Source organism: Pseudescherichia sp., assembly GCF_031979925.1.
GTDB lineage: Bacteria > Pseudomonadota > Gammaproteobacteria > Enterobacterales > Enterobacteriaceae > Pseudescherichia.
Window position 1 is genome coordinate 612,049 of the sequence record NZ_DALZFB010000001.1, and the last position, 17,950, is coordinate 629,998.

Annotated in this window: 17 protein-coding genes; 3 read left to right on the plus strand and 14 right to left on the minus strand. The window is 57.4% G+C overall.

Annotation, left to right across the window (positions count from 1 at the left end; all coding sequences use genetic code 11):
- Positions 1–154: 154 nt before the first annotated feature.
- The 6 genes from RTM13_RS02985 to RTM13_RS03010 all read right to left on the minus strand — a co-directional run bounded on the left by RTM13_RS02985 (position 155) and on the right by RTM13_RS03010 (position 6,207).
- Entirely contained in the window at positions 155–913 is a 759-nt protein-coding gene (locus RTM13_RS02985; RefSeq protein WP_312209973.1) for a carbon-nitrogen hydrolase family protein, read from the minus strand.
- A 66-nt stretch (positions 914–979) separates the two neighbouring features.
- The gene (locus RTM13_RS02990) at positions 980–2,140 is read right to left on the minus strand and encodes an alpha-hydroxy acid oxidase (protein WP_312209974.1); all 1,161 of its coding nucleotides are present in this window, start codon (positions 2,138–2,140) and stop codon (positions 980–982) included.
- A gap of 17 nt (positions 2,141–2,157) precedes the next feature.
- On the minus strand, positions 2,158–3,408 hold the full coding sequence (locus RTM13_RS02995) for an NAD(P)/FAD-dependent oxidoreductase (protein WP_312209976.1): 1,251 nt from the start codon (positions 3,406–3,408) through the stop codon (positions 2,158–2,160).
- Between the two features lie 27 nt (positions 3,409–3,435).
- Positions 3,436–4,254 carry an ABC transporter permease gene (locus RTM13_RS03000; RefSeq protein ID WP_312209978.1) on the minus strand — a complete coding sequence of 273 codons (819 nt, stop codon included), beginning with the start codon at positions 4,252–4,254 and terminating at the stop codon, positions 3,436–3,438.
- Position 4,255: 1 nt separating this feature from the next.
- A complete protein-coding gene (locus RTM13_RS03005) occupies positions 4,256–5,110 on the minus strand; it encodes an ABC transporter permease (RefSeq protein WP_312209979.1) in 855 nt (284 codons plus the stop codon).
- 65 nt (positions 5,111–5,175) lie between these two features.
- Positions 5,176–6,207 (minus strand): ABC transporter substrate-binding protein, encoded by a 1,032-nt coding sequence (locus RTM13_RS03010; protein ID WP_312209981.1) that lies wholly within the window; start codon positions 6,205–6,207, stop codon positions 5,176–5,178.
- Between the two features lie 259 nt (positions 6,208–6,466).
- On the opposite strand from RTM13_RS03010, the gene RTM13_RS03015 reads away from it, so the two are divergent.
- Positions 6,467–7,429, plus strand: a complete 963-nt coding sequence (locus tag RTM13_RS03015) for a LysR family transcriptional regulator (RefSeq protein ID WP_312209983.1) — start codon at positions 6,467–6,469, stop codon at positions 7,427–7,429.
- A 40-nt stretch (positions 7,430–7,469) separates the two neighbouring features.
- Here RTM13_RS03015 and RTM13_RS03020 read toward each other — a convergent pair whose 3' ends face one another.
- From RTM13_RS03020 to RTM13_RS03055, 8 genes are all read right to left on the minus strand, one after another.
- A complete protein-coding gene (locus RTM13_RS03020) occupies positions 7,470–8,297 on the minus strand; it encodes a glyoxylate/hydroxypyruvate reductase A (RefSeq protein ID WP_312209984.1) in 828 nt (275 codons plus the stop codon).
- Positions 8,298–8,395: 98 nt separating this feature from the next.
- The gene (locus RTM13_RS03025; protein ID WP_312209986.1) at positions 8,396–8,845 is read right to left on the minus strand and encodes a type II 3-dehydroquinate dehydratase; all 450 of its coding nucleotides are present in this window, start codon (positions 8,843–8,845) and stop codon (positions 8,396–8,398) included.
- A 12-nt stretch (positions 8,846–8,857) separates the two neighbouring features.
- A complete protein-coding gene (locus tag RTM13_RS03030) occupies positions 8,858–9,472 on the minus strand; it encodes a glutathione S-transferase N-terminal domain-containing protein (RefSeq protein ID WP_312209988.1) in 615 nt (204 codons plus the stop codon).
- Positions 9,469–10,452 (minus strand): NAD(P)H-quinone oxidoreductase, encoded by a 984-nt coding sequence (locus tag RTM13_RS03035; RefSeq protein WP_312209989.1) that lies wholly within the window; start codon positions 10,450–10,452, stop codon positions 9,469–9,471. The genes RTM13_RS03030 and RTM13_RS03035 overlap by 4 nt, the downstream gene beginning before the upstream one ends.
- A gap of 17 nt (positions 10,453–10,469) precedes the next feature.
- Positions 10,470–11,618: an ABC transporter ATP-binding protein gene (locus RTM13_RS03040; RefSeq protein WP_312209991.1), complete on the minus strand. Its 1,149-nt coding sequence runs from the start codon at positions 11,616–11,618 to the stop codon at positions 10,470–10,472.
- Positions 11,619–11,742: 124 nt separating this feature from the next.
- The gene (gene argE, locus RTM13_RS03045; RefSeq protein ID WP_312209993.1) at positions 11,743–12,900 is read right to left on the minus strand and encodes an acetylornithine deacetylase; all 1,158 of its coding nucleotides are present in this window, start codon (positions 12,898–12,900) and stop codon (positions 11,743–11,745) included.
- Between the two features lie 14 nt (positions 12,901–12,914).
- A complete protein-coding gene (locus RTM13_RS03050; RefSeq protein WP_312209994.1) occupies positions 12,915–13,589 on the minus strand; it encodes a DUF1028 domain-containing protein in 675 nt (224 codons plus the stop codon).
- Positions 13,590–13,592: 3 nt separating this feature from the next.
- The gene (locus RTM13_RS03055) at positions 13,593–14,027 is read right to left on the minus strand and encodes a RidA family protein (protein WP_042391122.1); all 435 of its coding nucleotides are present in this window, start codon (positions 14,025–14,027) and stop codon (positions 13,593–13,595) included.
- A gap of 342 nt (positions 14,028–14,369) precedes the next feature.
- On the opposite strand from RTM13_RS03055, the gene RTM13_RS03060 reads away from it, so the two are divergent.
- A complete protein-coding gene (locus RTM13_RS03060) occupies positions 14,370–15,200 on the plus strand; it encodes an alpha/beta hydrolase (protein WP_312209996.1) in 831 nt (276 codons plus the stop codon).
- Between the two features lie 197 nt (positions 15,201–15,397).
- The gene (locus RTM13_RS03065) at positions 15,398–17,950 is read left to right on the plus strand and encodes an excinuclease ABC subunit UvrA (protein WP_312209998.1); all 2,553 of its coding nucleotides are present in this window, start codon (positions 15,398–15,400) and stop codon (positions 17,948–17,950) included.

Sequence of the window (17,950 nt, forward strand, 5' to 3'; positions counted from 1 at the left end):
CTGTTGGCACGAAGCGGACATTTCATCTTTGCCCTGCCCCGGACACCTGAACTTAGCTTTGACAAGTATGGGCTCAATGCTAATGTCTATTTGCGGCTCAGTCCCATACTCAGCCTGGTCGTGCGATGCCTATGATAAACTTATCGATATTTTTTTATTTACTCAGGCAGAACACTTCCCCGGAGCACTTACCATCCTGTAAATCCATAATGACCAGGGCGGCACGATCCTCTGGAGCCTGAGCAATAAGTTCACCCTTTTCATTCCATGCAGCGCTTTTTCCGACCGGCTTCCACCCGCCTGACGGGCCACAGTAATTAGCCATCAACGTAGGCATTCCGTAACGTTTGGCGTAACTTTGCAGCAGACCTGCATCTTTATCGTAACCACCTGCGCTCAAAACTGAATTAAGATAAATTTCAGCCCCCATATGTACCGTTCGCTCTGCATGCATCGGCTGCCCTGCATCTGCACATATAGCCACACCGACATTAAACGTCCGTGCCGTAAAAACACACTCCGTTTCACCGGCTGAAAAGTAATCAGACTCTCCAGGGTGAAGATACATTTTTCGGTAAAAGGAAATAGGCTGCTTTGAAGAAATTACACATGCGCCAATGGCTGGCTTGCGGTCTTTAACGTTCAAAGGCGCACCCGCAATAATCACCATATCATGCCGATCGGCTAACCTCTGAAGAGGCCGGAGGCAGCTCTTATCGGCGAGAGCCAATTGTTCAGCCATCTCTGGTTCATAACCTGTTAAAGAGAGTTCCGGAAAAAAGATGACGTTAACGCCAGCCGATGCTGCTGACGCGATCAGTAATTCGTGATAGCGCATATTCTCTTCAATACAGCCGCGCATCGGAGCAAATTGTGCAGCTGCGATTTTTAACCTTCCTTGAATACTGCCCATGCCCACACCTTAGTATTGTTAAGATCATCATTTACCATACAAAAATAAACAGCATGCGTCATCTTTCTAATACTTCATTCTACTGGATACGCTGTGCCGCAGGATCCCGGCATCAATCGATGCGACATGCGTCTTGCCGCAGAACGCCATCGACAAATCGAACTCATTACGAATGATGTTGAGCGCCAGTGTAACGCCCTCCTCCCCCAGCGCCCCTAATCCATACAGCATACTACGCCCGATATAGGTTCCTTTTGCACCGAGCGCAATCGCTTTGAGCACATCCTGTCCGGAACGTATCCCGCCGTCGAAATGCACTTCTATGCGATCGCCTACCGCTGCGACAATCTCCGGCAATACTGTAATCGATGAGGACACGCCATCCAGCTGACGCCCGCCGTGATTGGAGACAATCAGCGCATCCGCGCCCGCCTCTACCGCCAGACGCGCATCGTCTGCATCCATAATACCTTTCACGACAAGCTTGCCGCCCCAGCGCTGCTTTATCCACTCAATATCCTGCCAGGAGAGCTGCGGGTCGAACTGCTGGGCCGTCCACTCTACCATCGCGTCGATATTCTCAACCCCGCTGGCGTGGCCAATGATATTGCCGAAGTTACGGTGGCGCGTGGCGAGCATACTGCGACACCAGCGCGGTTTGCCGGCAATATTAAGCAGGTTGCGCAGCGTCATTTTTGGCGGTGTCGACAGGCCATTTTTGATGTCTTTATGGCGTTGACCAAACACCTGTAAGTCCATGGTGACGACCAACGCGCCGCAATTTGCGGCTTTTGCGCGATCGATAAGGTTCGCGACGAACTGGCGATCGCGCATGACGTAGAGCTGGAACCAGAATGGATGGTAATCCGTCGCCTGCGCCACCGCTTCAATCGAACAAATACTCATTGTGGAGAGGGTAAACGGAACGCCAAACTTTTTTGCCGCCCGCGCCGCAAGGATTTCACCGTCAGGATGGATCATGCCGGTTAAGCCGGTGGGCGCAATGGCCACCGGCATCGCCACGGTCTGGCCGAGCATCGCGCTGGCGGTGCTGCGCCCGGCAATATCGACCGCCACGCGCTGACGAAACTCAAGACGGCGTAAATCGGCTTCGTTGGCGCGATAGCTGTATTCGGTCCATGAGCCTGCATCCACATAATCGTAAAACATTTTTGGTACCCGCTTACGCGCCAGCTGCCGTAACTCTTCGATGCAGGTTATGGTCATATCCGTTTCCCAATAAATTACGATTTAACGTAATCGGTATAGGCGTTCTGCAACGCAATGTGATCGGCAATGTATTTAGCGTCATGCCATACGCCATAGATAAACGATGAGGCGCGATTCACCAGGTTAGGCAGACCAATGAAATAGATGCCCCGCTCGGCGGAAATACCGCGCTTATGAAACGGCACCCCTTTCTCGTCGAATGCTTCAACCTGCAGCCAGCTGAAATCAAATTTAAAGCCGGTCGCCCAGATAATTGTCGTAATGCCCGCTGCGGCAATATCCAGTTGCGTAAGCGGACTGAGCAGGCACGCCGGATCGGGCAACAGCTCCCATGCCTGTGGCTCCGGGGGCAGATCCAGCCCGTTGCGCTCAATGTAGGCATCGGCATCGCGTAGTACGTCGAAATAAGCTTTATCACCCTCGGCGATATTCTCAGCCAGGCCTTCGGCGAAGTGCAGCACGCCGTTATCCCAGCTTTTGGTAATGCCGACAAGCGTAATGCCCATATGCGCCAGGCGGCGGAAATCAACGGTTTTGCCACCCTCATAACCACTCACCGCAAAGGCCACGTGCTCTCTCTTCGGCTTGATTTTAACTTCATCCCACAGGCCGAGCGCACCGAGCCACCAGCAGTAATCACGGTCGCGATAGGCGCGCGGCGGACGGTAATGTTCGCCAACCGACAGATAAACCTCGCGCCCTGCCTTACGCAGCTCTTCAGCGATTTGCGTACCGGATGCCCCTGCCCCCACCACCATTACGCCGCCGGCGGGCAACTGCTGCGGATTTTTATAGACGGAAGAGTGGATCTGCTGCACCCCGGCGCTCTCCGGTACAATCTGCGGGAATGACGGCTTCTGGAATGGCCCCGTTGCGGCAACCACGTTGTCGGCTTCGAATTCACCGGCTGACGTCACCACGCTGAACCCGCTCCGCCCTGTCAGGCGCGCCACCTGATGCACCTCGACGCCGGTGCGGACTGGTGCCTCAAGCATCGTCACGTAATCTTCGAAATACTGCGCCATGCGCTCTTTCGGCGGAAAGGCTTCCTGGGAAATATTGTCGAATCTAAGCGACGGAAAACGGTCATGCCAGGCAGGTCCGTTCGCCACCAGCGAATCCCAGCGCTCGGAGCGCCAGCGTTCAGCGATGCGGCTGCGCTCAAGAACAACATGCGGCACGCCCATCAGCGCCAGATGTTCACTCATGGCAATACCGGCCTGCCCGGCACCTACAATAACCGTATTAATTTTTTCTACTGACATAATACATCCCCAAAAATTGACAGTTTATTAATGGCTGGCTTCAACGTTTAATACTTTGCCAAGCCCTAAAAACTTATTAGCAATAATTAACAGCGTGGCGGTGATGGCAATATAGATGACCGACAGGGCCGCCAACGTCGGGTCGGCGAATTCACGCACATAGTTGTACATCGCCACCGGTAAGGTCTGCGTCGCCTGGGTGGTAATAAACAGCGATGCGGTAAATTCATTAAAGGAGAGAATGGCGGCAAACAGCCAGCCGCCGAACAGGCCCGGCAATATCAGCGGCACGGTGATGGTCATTACGACGCGCAGCGGCGATGCGCCAAGGCTTGCCGCCGCCAGCTCAATCCGCTGTTCGAGGTTTTTTAGCGACACATAGACGCTGCGCAGCACAAACGGCAGCACCAGCACGACGTGGCAGAAGATCACCAGCGGATAGCCGCGTCCCAGGTTGAGCTGTGACACCAGCATCAGCAGGCCCAGACCTATAGTGAAATGCGGGATAAACAGTGGCGACAGCAGAATGCCTTCCAGCACCTGCTTGCACGGGAATGAGTAGCGCTCAATGGCAATCGCCAGCGCGGCACCCACGATCACCGCCAGCGACGATGCCCATGCGGTGACAATCAGCCCGGACCAGAAGCCGTGACGAAAATCATCGTAATTCACCGCTCGTTCGAACCAGCGCAGCGACCAGCCTTTCGGCGGGAAGAACAGCACCGAGGTGCTGCTGAATGCGGAGATAAACACCACGATGGTCGGCAGCAGCACAAAGATAAGAATAGCGGCGACCAGCAGGCGGCCCGCCAGCGTCATCAGTTTGTCGTTCATCGAACGGGTCATATTAATGCTCTCCCATCGCGTGCAGGAATCGGGTCATGCGTTTCAGCGCCATCAGTAACAGGATCGTCAGGATCAAGCCGGCAATGCTTAACGCGGCGGCAAACGGGAAGTTCATTGATGAGAAACCCAGCTGGTAGACCATGGTCGCCACGGTGCTGACGCGTCCTCCGCCAATCAGTTGCGGCGTGGCGAAGGCGCTGAAGGTCCAGGCGAACGCGGTGGTCAGGCTGGAGACAATGCCGGGGATAGAGAGCGGAATGGTTACCGTCAGCAAGGTGCGGAGCGGGCCTGCCCCGAGACTGGTGGCAGCTTTCTCATAATCGGGGTTAATGTGCGATAGCGCGGTGGCCAACATCAGCACCATGATCGGCATAGTGACATGCACCAGCGCCACCACTACGCCAGTTTGCGTAAACATAAACTGAATAGGCGTTGAGATGAGGCCCATCGCCAGCAACAGGCTATTCAGGAAGCCGCTGTTGCCCAACACGATGATCCATGAATAGGTGCGCACCACTTCGCCAAGAAACAGCGGCGTAATGGCGATAATAAGAATAGTGGATTTGATCCACGTAGTGCGGGTGCGTACCAGGGCGTACGCCAGCGGATAACTCATCAGCAGGCCAAAAATAGCGGTTTTAGCGCTAAGCATGACCGTGTTGATAAAGGCATCGGCATAGATGCTTTTAAGCAGGCCGTTAAAGTTCGCCAGCGTAAATCCGCCCACGTCGAGCGAGCCGGGAATATAGGCGCGTACGCTATATTGCATCACCGCGAACATCGCGATAACCAGCCCAAACGCGGTCAGCGTGGCGGGAATAATAAACCAGGGTAAAAATGTCGGTTTTCTCGTCATAGACGTTGCTGCCTGAGTAGTGTGTTGCCGGTAGAAACGGGGCGGCCCGTAAGCCGCCAGGTCAATCAATGAGACATGATGTTTTCAGAGAACCACTGACGCCACTCTGCGGTCTTCTCGGCGCGCAGCTGCGGATCGGTATTGATGGTGGCGTTCCACTGCTCGGGCGTGGTCAACATGCCCGGCAGCTTCGCCAGCTCGGGGTCGATATGGGCGTTGGTCACCGTTGGGCTGCCGTGATAAATCTTCGCCACCTGCTGCTGGATCTCCGGCTTCAGGGCGATGTTGATGAACTTATACGCGAGGTCGGCCTTGCGGGTGCCTTTGTTAATGCCAATGGTGTCGACGCCCAGAACCGCGCCCTCTTTCGGCATCGCCAGCTTGATGTTTACCCCTTCGGCAATCATGTGGTAGGCGTTCATCGACAGCATCACCTGCACAGGCGTTTCGCCGGTGGAGATCAGCTGCTGGCTATTAGCGTCATCGGTATAGAAGGATTTGATGTTCGGGATAAGTGCTTTTAACTTCGCCTGGCCCTGCTCCCAGTGCGCCGCATCGGTACCGGAGAGTTTGGCGGAAACCGCAATGATATGGCTCGGATCCCAGTCAGGCAGCGCCAGCGTCCCTTTCAGCTCAGGCTTCCACAGATCGTTCCAGCTCTCAAAGGTCTCGCCTTTTGCCACCATATCTGGACGATAGCCGATAGTGTAAACGTAGCCCCATACGCCGAGGTGATAAGGGCTGACTTTCGCCTGCTGCACCAGGTTCGCCGCGTTCGGGATTTTGCTCATATCGAGTTGTTCAAACAGGCCTGAGTTGGCGTACAGATAGCCCACATGTGCCGTAGTAAAGGTCACGTCCGTTTCCGGCGAGCCGCCCGCCAGTTTGGCTTTGTTCAGGCGATCGATAGTGCCACCCGTGACAAACTGCACCTCCACGCCGGTCTCTTTGGTAAATTCTTTGGCAATGGTCTCATCAATCAGATCTTTAAAACCGCCGCCCCAGGTGCTGACAATCAGCTTGTCAGCGGCCATCGCATTACCTGCGGACAACACGCTCGTGGTCAACAACGTTAAGGCACAAATCTTACGCAACATATTCTCATCCCCAATGCATGAAATGGCTGTTGTAGCAATCTGAAACCCGGCGCGCCAATGCGGTGCGAACGGTGTTCCCTGGTGTGAAATCACTATGCCGTTGCGAGCCGATTCGGTAAAACAGCCTTTTCCTCGTCGTTGCGTCAGGATTTCTGACGCAATAAAAATGACCCTGTTTTGGCATGAGAAATGCAAGAAACCTGCACTATTAGAATGACTGGCGCGACATGATTGCGTCAGCGATCTCAGGAGAACCTGCATGCTCAGTCGCATTACCCAGCGTCAGCTGGAATATTTTGTCGCTTCCGGAGAGGCTGGCAGCATCATCGGCGCATCGGAACGTATCCACGTTTCATCGCCGTCAATCTCTGCCGCTATCACCCACATTGAATCTGAACTGGGCGTACAGCTGTTCGTGCGGCATCACGCGCAGGGCGTGTCGCTGACCGCCATCGGTCATCAGGTACTGAAGGAGGCGAAGCTCATTCTGGAGCAGATGATGAACCTCTATACCATTGCGTCGGAATCCATGAACAATGTGCGCGGCCCGCTGCGCGTGGGCTGTCTCGATACGCTGGCACCCATGCTGACGCCGGAACTGGTGTTCGGCTTTGGTCGCGCGTTTCCGGGCGTGCGCATTACGCTCGAGGAAGGCCACCATGAACAGCTGCTGAAACAGCTGCGCACTGCCGATATCGACATCGCCCTGACTTACGATTTAGTGCCCACTAACGACATCGCATTCACCTCACTGGCACAGCTGCCGCCCTATGTGATGGTGGGTGAACATCATCCGCTGGCAACGCAATCGGCGGTGACGATTCAGGATCTGGCAACGATGCCGATGGTGCTGCTGGATATGCCGTGGAGCCGCGAATATTTCCTCGGGCTGTTTAGTGAGGCGGGCGTCACGCCGAATGTGGTCATGCGCTCCGGCAATATGGAGGTGGTACGTGCCATGGTGGCCAACGGCGTTGGGTTTGGTATCGCTAACGTACGGCCGAAAGCGCATCTCTCCCAGGATGGCAAACGCCTGATTCGCGTGCGGCTGGCGGGGGTGAACAAGCCGATGCAGCTGGGTTACGCCACCGTGGCCCACGCGCAGCACTCTATGGTGGTGAACGCTTTCGCCGAGCGCTGCCGCATGTTTATCTCCGACCAGTATATCCCTGGCATGGCGGCGCCCAGCTATTTCGATCCGCAGGTGGTACGGGTGGCGTGACGCCGTTACATCTCGTCCCGGCACGGCGCGGTTATGGATGTTAATACCCGCGCGCCGGGAACACTTGATTGGTTACCGGTTCGCCGCGTGCGGCGCGCTGGATATTCTCTGCGACCTGCTGCGCGGCACTGGTGGGAATGGCGACAGACGCCAGATGCGGCGTGATCAGTACATTTTCCATGCACCACAGCGGATCGTCCGGCGGCAGCGGTTCGCGGTCAAACACATCCAGCGTGGCTTCCGCAATCCGTCCGGTGCGTAATGCATCCGTCAGCGCCGCCTGGTCGACAATCGCCCCGCGCGATACATTGATGAACGCCGCGCCAGGCGGCAGGCGCGCCAGCCGTTCTGCGCTCAGCAGGCCAGTCGTGTGCGGCGTGAGAGGCAGCATTACCACTAAAATGTCGCTTTGACTGAGAAAATCATTCAGTGATTCCAGTCCGCTGCTACAGCGAACATCCGCAATCGCTTTTTGCGAACGCGACCAGCCGCGCACGTCGAAACCCTGTCGCGCCAGCTCCTGCGCCGCATACCCACCCAACTCCCCCAACCCCAGCACGCCGACACGGACGCTGGAGGGCGTGCGGGGATGCACATAGTGCCAGCGCGATTCACGCTGCGCGCGTTCGAAGGCCGGAATGTCGCGCGCATAGCGCAGCACCGCAAAAAGCACATAACCGGCCATCATGCGCGCCATATCTGGGTCGGACAGACGAATAATTGGGATATCCGGCAGATCGTCACGCCCGACCAGGGAGTCGACGCCCGCGCCGAGATTCACCAGCAGCCTGAGATTGCGGTATGGCGCAAAGAAACCCTGCGGCGGTTGCCATGCCAGCGCATAGTGCACGTCATCAGGTTCTTGCACCGTTTCAGCGCGGCAAATCGTCACGCCGGGCAAATAGGGTGCAAGTAAAGCTGACCACTCGTCGAAGCTGTCAAATTCGCTGTAAAACACAAGGGTGCTCATGCGACGCGCGCCTCCATCAGGTTGACCACCGCATCAATCGCCAGCTCGTACCCCATCGCGCCCAGCCCGGCGATCACGCCGGTTGCCGCTTTCGACACCATGGAGCGGTGACGGAACGGCTCACGCTTCCAGATGTTGCTCATATGCGCTTCGACGATCGGGCCGTCAAACATCAGCAGCGCATCAAGGATCGGCACGGACGTGTAGGTCAACCCCGCCGCGTTGATAATCAATCCCGCCGCGTTCTGTCGTGCCTCCTGAATCCAGTCGACCAGTACGCCCTCATGGTTGCTCTGGCGAAAATGCACTATCACCCCGTGCGATTCGGCGCGACGCTGACAGCGCTCGCCGATGCTGACAAAACTTTCGCTGCCGTAGGTGCCGTTTTTATCCAGCCCATACAGATTGGCGTTCGGCCCGTTGAGAAAATAGATCTGTTGTGACATGCAAGCTCCTGATTAAACATACGGACGCGTAGCGACCATCGCCGGATGCGCATCGAAAACGGTGAACCATGCGGCGGTCAACGGGTGGCCGGCGCGCCAGTCGAGTTCGGCAAAGCGGAAGTCGAGATACCCCAGCGCGCAACCGATGGCAATCAGCCCGATATCGTGGGGATGATCGCTAAAACCGCTGGCCTGACGCTCTATTTCCGCCAGTGCGGCGGCAACTTTTTTCAGCTGCGCGTCGGCCCAGCCCTGCCACTGTTTCTCAGGCGGGCGAGCGCTGAACTCATAGCGTGCCAGCAACGCGGCATCAATAACGCCATCGCCCAACGCTTGACGCGCAAGGCTCTGCCAGCGTGCATCACCCTCTTGCGGGAACAAACCGCCGTGCGCGCGTGCGTTGAGGTATTCACAAATGACCCGGCTGTCGTAGAGGCAGATCCCGCTTTCGGTACGTAGCGCCGGAACTTTTGCCAGCGGATTAAATGCGGCGATACGCTCGTCGCGTTCAATGGGGTGCGCAGCGGAATCCAGCCGGTGTATCTCTTCAGCAAGATCCAATACCGTCGCGCACACCATCACTTTACGGACGTATGCGGACGTCGCAGCGAAATAGAGTTGCATCATGACGCCACCGCCAGCAGCACTTTGCCGATGTTGGCGTTGGCCTCCAGAATGCGATGCCCATCGGCGGCCTGCGCTAACGGCACGGTTTGATAAATAATTGGCGCGATTTTGCCAGCGGTGATGAGCGGCAGCAGATGTTTGCTGATGCGCTGCGCCAGCCGCGCCTTCTCGGCATCACTCTTTGGACGCAGGGTTGAGGAGGTGAGGATCAGCCCTTTACGCATCACCTGTTGCAGGTCGAGTTCAATCTTCGCGCCCTGCATAAACGACAGGCTGACATGACGTCCGCCCGATGCTAACACGCTCAGGTTGCGCGCAACGTAATCGCCGCCAACGTTATCCAGTACCACATCCACGCCCCGCCCCTGGGTTTCCTCAAGAATAACCGCGACGAAATCTTCGCTGTGGCGGTCAATGGCGCGCCAGACGCCGAGCCGTCGCAGCGCTGCTACCTTTTCAGCGCCGCCTGCCGTCGCCACGACCCGCGCCCCGCACGCTTGGGCACACTGAATGGCGAACGTCCCAACGCCGCTGGCCGCCCCGTGGATCAGCACGGTTTCGCCAGGCTGCAAACGCCCCAGTTCAAACAGGTTATGCCACACGGTAAAGGCCGCCTCGGGCACGCCCGCTGCCTGGGCGAGCGGCAGGTTTTCCGGCACGGGTAAACAGAGTTCGGCGCGCGCCACGCAATACCCGGCATAGCCGCCGCCGTTGAGCAGCGCCATGACCGGCGCGCTGGGCGCGAGGGCGTCAACGCCCGTACCCAGCGCCGCAACGGTGCCGGAGACTTCCAGCCCCAGCACATCGGTGACCCCCGGCGGCAACGGCATGCCGTTGCGCTGTAGGATATCGGGTCGGTTCACACCCGCACTGGCGACACGAATCACGACTTCACCCGGGCCAGGCTGCGGCACGTTACGCTCTACCTGGGTCAACATCTCAGGACCGCCCGGCTGGCGGGCGATTATGGCGTTCATCATTTCAGGTACCATCGTCGCTATCCCTGTTTCGCTGCGCTAAACGCGCATACGCCTTCATCATCCACGCTCACCCCCGCCAGGCTGCCGATGGGCCAGCGCGTCAGTGAGTTCAACCCGGACTGGCGGGCAAACAGCGAGGCGCTACCCAGCGCCGGGACATCGAGATGCACATCCACATGATCGCCCTGAAAGACATGGGCGATCACCGTGGCGCTGAACAGCGAATGCGGGCCAAGCGGTGCCAGCTGCAGGTTTTCTGGACGCACGTAGACATCAAGGCGTTCGCCCATCGTGGCGTGCACGCGTTCTGTCGGCAGGCGCAGCGTATTGCCGCCTAACTCCAGCATCGCCATGCCGTCACGACCGGCATAACGCCCCGGCAAAATATTCACATCGCCCACAAAACCTGCGACAAACGGATCCTGCGGACGACGATAGATCTCATCCGGCGTACCAATCTGGCGTACATGTCCTGCCGACATCACTACCACGCGGTCGCTCATACTCAGCGCTTCCCCCTGATCGTGAGTCACAAACACCGTGGTGACGCCAAGTTTGCGTTGAATCGCCTTCAGCTCTACCTGCATCGACAGACGCAGGTTTTTATCCAGCGCCGAGAAAGGCTCATCCAGCAGCAATACTTTGGGGCGGATGACCAGCGCTCGCGCCAGCGCCACACGCTGCTGCTGCCCGCCTGAGAGTTCACGCGGTTTGCGATGACCGTAACCGGACAGCTTCACCAGCGCCAGCGCCTGCTCAACCCGCTCGGCGATTTCGGCTTTTGGCACACCGCGCATACGCAGGCCGTAGCCGACGTTTTTCTCCACCGTCATGTGCGGAAACAGCGCGTAGTTCTGAAACACAATGCCGATTTCACGCTGATACGGCGGTATCTCGGTAACCAGATCGCCATCAATAAAAATTTCGCCGCCATCCGCCTCGGCGAAACCCGCCATCAGGTTCAGCAGCGTAGTCTTGCCGCAGCCGGAGGGGCCGAGCAGCGTAATAAACTCCCCTTCATCTATAGTCAGGGAAATTTTGTGTAGGGCGATGGCGTCGCCAAAGCGTTTCAGTACGCCGTCAAGCTGTACGGCGACATTGGCTTTGTTGGCGACGGGATGCAGCGTTTCGGGCTGCGGGAATGTGGTGACTTCGGCACTTACCATGGACTCTCCAGAAACGGGCTATCAGATGCGTGTCACCAGCATACGGGTTAAGCGCGCATCACGCGGTTAGTGCTTCCTGAAGCTGGCGTTTGGAAAAGGTAAAGCAGAGAAAAAGGTGACAACGTCACCTTTTTTGACACATCCATGCGGCAAGACGGCGCAGCATGGCATCGCAGGCGGCTATCTGTTCGACAGTGATAAACTCATCGGGCTTATGGCCCTGCGCCATACTGCCCGGCCCGCAGATCACGCTGGGGATGCCGGCCTGATGGAACAGTCCGCCTTCCGTACCGAATGCCACAGTGCTGAAGAGGTCAGAACCGGTGAGATGAGCAATCAGCCGCGCGGCGGCGCTATGCGGTGCGGTATCCAAACCGGGATAGCCGCTGATGGGATAAAAGCGGATGGCGGCGTCGGTATTTACGGCGTGCATCTGCGGCAGCAGCTCCCGCTGCGCGTAATCCTCCAGCTCCAGCGGCACCTGCTGCGCGTCATCCTGCGGCAACGTGCGCACTTCGAAGTCAAACGTACAGTCGGCAGGCACGATATTCAGCGCCCGCCCGCCCTGAATCACGCCGGTTTGCACCGTCGTAAACGGCGGATCGAAACGCGCATCCTGCCGTTCCGGCGCGGCCAGCCGCTGGCCTATCTCCGTAAGGCGCTGAATAAGCTTTGCGGCGTATTCAATGGCATTGACCCCCTGCGGCGCATAGGCCGAATGGCAGGCTGCGCCCTGCACTTCACAACGAACGGCGAGCTTGCCTTTGTGGCCGAGCACCGGCTGTAGTCCGGTGGGTTCGCCAATCAGGCAGATGTCGGGCCTGTCCGGGCGGCTCGCCAGTGCATTCAGCAAGGTGCGCACGCCCAGGCATCCGACCTCCTCATCATAGGAGATCGCCAGATGCAGCGGTTGCGCCAGCGGCTGTGCAAGAAAATACGGCACCGCCGCCAGCATGCAGGCGATAAAGCCTTTCATGTCCGCCGTGCCGCGGCCGTAGAGCTTGCCGTCTCGCTCAGTGAGTGCAAACGGCGGTACGCTCCAGCTCTGCCCGTCCACTGGCACCACATCGCTGTGGCCGGAGAGCATCACGCCGCCGCTGCCTGCCGGACCCAGCCGCGCATAGAGATTGGCTTTGCTGCGCTCGGTATTATGAATCAGCTCACAGTGGACGCCGAGATCGGTTAAGTAGCGCCAGACAAAGTCGATCAGCGCCAGGTTGGATTCGCGGCTGGTGGTGTCAAACGCCACCAGCTGCGCCAGCAGTTTACGACTGGTAATCATCGCCTCTCCTTGCGTTATTCGTCGCCCGGCACGCCGTAGCCAGGCGCGCTGCGGGGATCGAGCGCGCGCGTGATATAGTCCTGCATCTGCGGCTTATACGCCTGCCAGAGCTGATTGAGCTCATCTATGGGATCGCCGTCCGTCCAGTCGACACGTAAATCGACAACCGGCCAGACGGGCGCATCCACAATCGACAGTGCCGCTGAATGCACAGGCCCTGCCTCTCCGCCCGCTTGCATGCCCGCCTGCATCGCGGCGATGAGCCTGTCGGCAAGATGGCCTGCGCATTGTTCGAAGGCGTTGACCATCGCGATAATGACATCCGTATTTGCCAGCAGATTACCCGCCGCCACGCAGTTTTCGCCGCTCAGGGCATTGTTAACACCGAGCGTCTTTTCGCCGCTATAAAACGCGCTTTGTCCCTCGGCCGTCAGCACCGTAACCTGCCGATAGATGGCGTACTCATCGGTGTCGAGCCCGGCTTTTAGCGCGGTGTCGACAGCATCGCCCTGCTCCAGCCTGTCAAGAATGCGCGGCCCGAGCGCCGGTAAGGTGATGTTTTGGGTTGATACCGCGCCAACCTGGCTGCGCAGCCAGGGACAACGCGCGCCCACCGCGATGCTGGACGAGCTGATGGCGATGCCCATCTGACCAGTTTGCGCGCAGCGGCCAATAATCGATAAGGTCATGATCTATGCCCCCGCCTGCGGCTGCCAGTCGTCCGGGATCACGGCGATAACATCAATCTCCATCAGCCACTGCGGCTGACCCAGCCCGGAAATAACCAGCCCGGTAGAGATGGGAAATACGCCTTTCAGCCATTTGCCGACGACCTGATAGACCGGCTCGCGATAGCGGGGGTCGATGATATAGGTGGTGGTTTTAACGATGTGCGACAGATCGCTGCCCGCTTCTTCCAGCAGCTGTTTCACGTTCTTCATCGCCTGTTCGGCCTGCGCGGCCGGATCGCCAAGACCTACCAGGTTGCCGTCGAAGTCGGTACCAATCTGACCGCGAACGTAAACGGTATTGCCAGCGCGAACGGCCTGGCAAAGATCGTTGTCCAGCGACTGGTTCGGGTAGGTCTCTTTTGTATTGAATTTGCGAATGCGGGTATGTGTGCTCATATTTGCCTGCTGAGAAAAGGGGTTCCTCGCAAGGTATACATTCCCGCGTGTCACAAACAAAACAGCATAATCCGAGGCGCTAGTTTAGAAAATCCGGGTTGACCGAATCGCGTAAACTGCCTATCTGGCCTGCGACCAGAACATATAGGACCGGATCGCTCCGGCTGTCCACTTCATGCACCCAGTTGAGAGCCATAGAATTAACTTTAAATCTATACTACAGACACGGTTGATTCAGGGCCGCAAACAGGAACGGTTCTTATCGTTTCGTTCTGCCCTTCATGAAGACTTGAGCAGGATAAGCACCGTCCATTGACAGTCTATCTGAGTGGAGAAAATGGTATGGGTTATGTAACAACTCGCGACGGTGTTGAAATTTTCTACAAGGACTGGGGGCCAAAGGACGGTAAGGTCATTTTTTTCCATCACGGCTGGCCTCTGAGCAGTGATGACTGGGATGCCCAGATGTTATTCTTCGTAAACAAAGGCTTCCGCGTTGTAGCGAGTGACCGGCGCGGACATGGTCGTTCAAGCCAGGTGTGGGACGGGCATGATATGGATCACTACGCAGATGATGTTGCAGCTGTTGTGGAACACCTTGGTATAGCGAGCGCAATGCATGTTGGCCATTCAACCGGCGGCGGCGAAGTTGTGCGTTATATTGCCAGACATGGTGAAGACAAAGTTTCAAAAGCCGTGTTAATCAGTGCCGTACCGCCATTGATGGTGAAGACCGACAGTAACCCACAGGGAACGCCGAAATCAGTATTTGATGACCTGCAGGCGCAACTGGCTGCTAATCGCACTCAGTTCTATTACGACGTGCCCGCTGGACCATTCTATGGATTTAACCGCCCTGGATCTGCTCCTTCCGAAGCTGTCATTTATAACTGGTGGCGACAGGGTATGATGGGAAGTGCCAAAGCGCATTACGATGGGATCGTTGCTTTTTCGCAAACCGACTTCACTGAAGATCTGAAGGGGATATCCATCCCTGTGCTTGTGATACATGGAGATGATGATCAGGTTGTACCGTTTGCGGACTCTGCTCAGCTAACGGTCGAACTGGTCAAAGACGGGAAACTGAATACTTATAAAGGTGCTCCCCACGGTCTACCTACGACACATGCCGATCAGATTAACGCCGATCTTCTGGCATTTATAAGCAATTAACCCTGCCTGTTGAATATGTGCATTCATGGATTCGTTGCCCGTATAGGGTACAGGTAACGAATCTTTTAGATTGAATTTTTCTGCGGGGAAATCTGTCGCCTCCCGGCAGCAGCACGACTTTTTTTCAGTCAGAAGGGAGTTCTACGCAGAAGGCAAATCAGTTCTATCGATAGCCTGACGCATTCTCAGGAGAAACTATGTCATCAGCAAAACCGTCAAAAAAGATAAGCGCCAGGACTCACGATATCAGCCCTGGCGTAAGCGTACATGGGGCAAGAACGCATAATCTCAAGGATGTTTCCTTTACCTTTCCCCGCGATGCCATGGTGGTGTTTACCGGGATATCCGGATCGGGTAAATCTTCCCTGGCGTTTGACACGCTCTATGCCGAGGCGCAGCGACGGTTTATGGAATCTATCGCACCCCACGCGCGGCGTCTGATTGAGCAAGCGGCTGCGCCGGACGTGGACACGATAGACGGTTTGCCGCCCGCCGTTGCCCTACAACAGAGCCGGGCCGGTGCGCAGGAGCGCTCAACGGTCGGGAGCCTGACGCGGATCTCCGTAACCCTCAGGCTGCTGTTTTCTCGCGCCGGTAGCCATCCTGCCGACGTCCCGTTTCTGGCAGCGGAATCTTTCTCGCCCAATAACCCGCAGGGCGCCTGTCCGGCTTGCCAGGGCATGGGCATGGTACATGAAGTTAAAGCCGACGCGCTGGTACCGGACGATTCGCTAAGCATTCGTGAAGGGGCTATAGCCTCCTGGCCCGCTGGCTGGCAGGCAAAAAACCTGCGTTCAATTCTGGAAACGCTGGGCTACGACATTGATGCGCCGTGGAAGACGCTGGCTGAGAAAGATCGCGAGTGGATCATCTTCACCGACGAACAGCCCTCGGTACCCATCTTTTTGGGACTGAATGCAGAGCAGCGCCAGGAGGCCATCGCGGCAGGCACCGAACCTGCCTATACCGGAACCTACACCAGCGTCAGAAAATACCTGCTGCAAAGCTACTCGGGTGGAAAGGAGTCGGTGAAAAAACGGCTCTCCCGCTTCATTACCGTCGCGCCCTGCACCGAATGCCACGGCAAGCGGCTTAATCAGAATGCGCTGGCCTACAGGTTTGCGGGCCTCGATATTGCCGAGATGGGCGATCTGACGATCACGCAGCTGAAGGCGCTGCTTTTACCCTTTGCCGAAGGCCGTCCTCAGCAGCTGCCTGACGAAGCCGCGCTGCGTGAAGCCGTTATCAGGATGGCGACCGATATCTGCGGCCGCCTCGACCAGCTCGAAAAACTGGGCCTCGGGCACCTGTCTCTCAGCCGCCGGACTACGATGCTCTCCTCCGGGGAACTGCAGCGGATCCGGCTGGCTACGCAGCTTATTTCCCGGCTCTTTGGCGTGATTTACGTGCTTGATGAGCCTGCGGCTGGCCTGCATCCGGAAGACGTCCGCGCCCTCCTCCACTCTCTGCGCCTGCTTCTGGCGGCGGGCAACTCACTGGTCATCGTCGAGCACAATCTGGACGTTATCGCTGAAGCCGACTGGCTGACGGAAGTGGGACCGGGCCCAGGGCGTTTGGGCGGTGAGATCGTCTATAACGGCACGCCATCAGGTCTTAAACAGGTGTCCTGCTCCCCTACCGCAGGCTACCTGTTTGACAAGCATCGTCCGGGCCTGCGTCAGCGGCAGCTTCCCGAACGCTGGCTGAAGCTAGAGCAGATAACCTGTAATAATATTCACGAAATGGATGTCCGAATCCCTCTTGAACGGATGACCGCCATCACCGGCGTGTCCGGCTCGGGCAAGACCACGCTTCTCGCCCGGGTGCTCCCCGCGCTGCTTCAACGGCTCGACAAAACGCCGGAGGAGGAAGGTACTGAGGAGGACAACGTGGTTCCGGACGTGCAGGGTAAGATCACGGCGGAGGGAACGTCTCTTAAGCGTCTGGTTCGCATCGATCAGCGGCCCATCGGGCGGACGCCGCGATCCAATCTGGCGACCTATACCGGCTTTTTTGACACCGTGCGCAAGCTTTTTGCCGAAACGGACGAGGCAAAAAAACGCGGCTTTAACGCCAGCCGGTTTTCCTTCAACCTGCCTGCGGGTCGCTGCCCCGCCTGCGAGGGCCAGGGGCAGATCACTATTGAGCTGCTGTTCATGCCCGAGGCAAGCGCACCTTGCTCTGCCTGCGGCGGACGTCGCTATAATGATGAAACCCTTGAGGTGCGGTGGCATAACAGAACGATAGCGGACGTGCTGGATCTTACCGTCGACGAGGCCATTTTGGTATTTGAAGATAATGACACTATCCAGCGCTCTCTTGCCGCGCTTGCCTCGCTCGGTCTTGGCTACCTGACGCTGGGCCAGCCTGCGACCGAACTGTCCGGCGGTGAATGCCAGCGCATTAAGCTTGCCTGGGAGCTGCAGCGCGTGCAGCGAGGTAAAACACTCTATCTGCTGGACGAGCCCTCTACCGGGCTGCATCCGGCGGATATGGATAAGCTGATGCGAGTCCTCGACAGAATGGTCCAACGCGGTGATACGGTGGTTATGGCGGAGCACGATATGCGGATCGCTGCAGAAGCCGACTGGGTCATTGATCTCGGGCCGGGCTCGGGCGAGAACGGCGGGCGTATCGTCGCATCCGGCACGCCGGAGGAGGTCAGCCGCGCAGAACGCAGCCTTACCGCCCCTTATCTGTCGGCCAGCTTAAAAAAACGCGCCGGCGATCGGCTGACTAAGGGTTCCTGA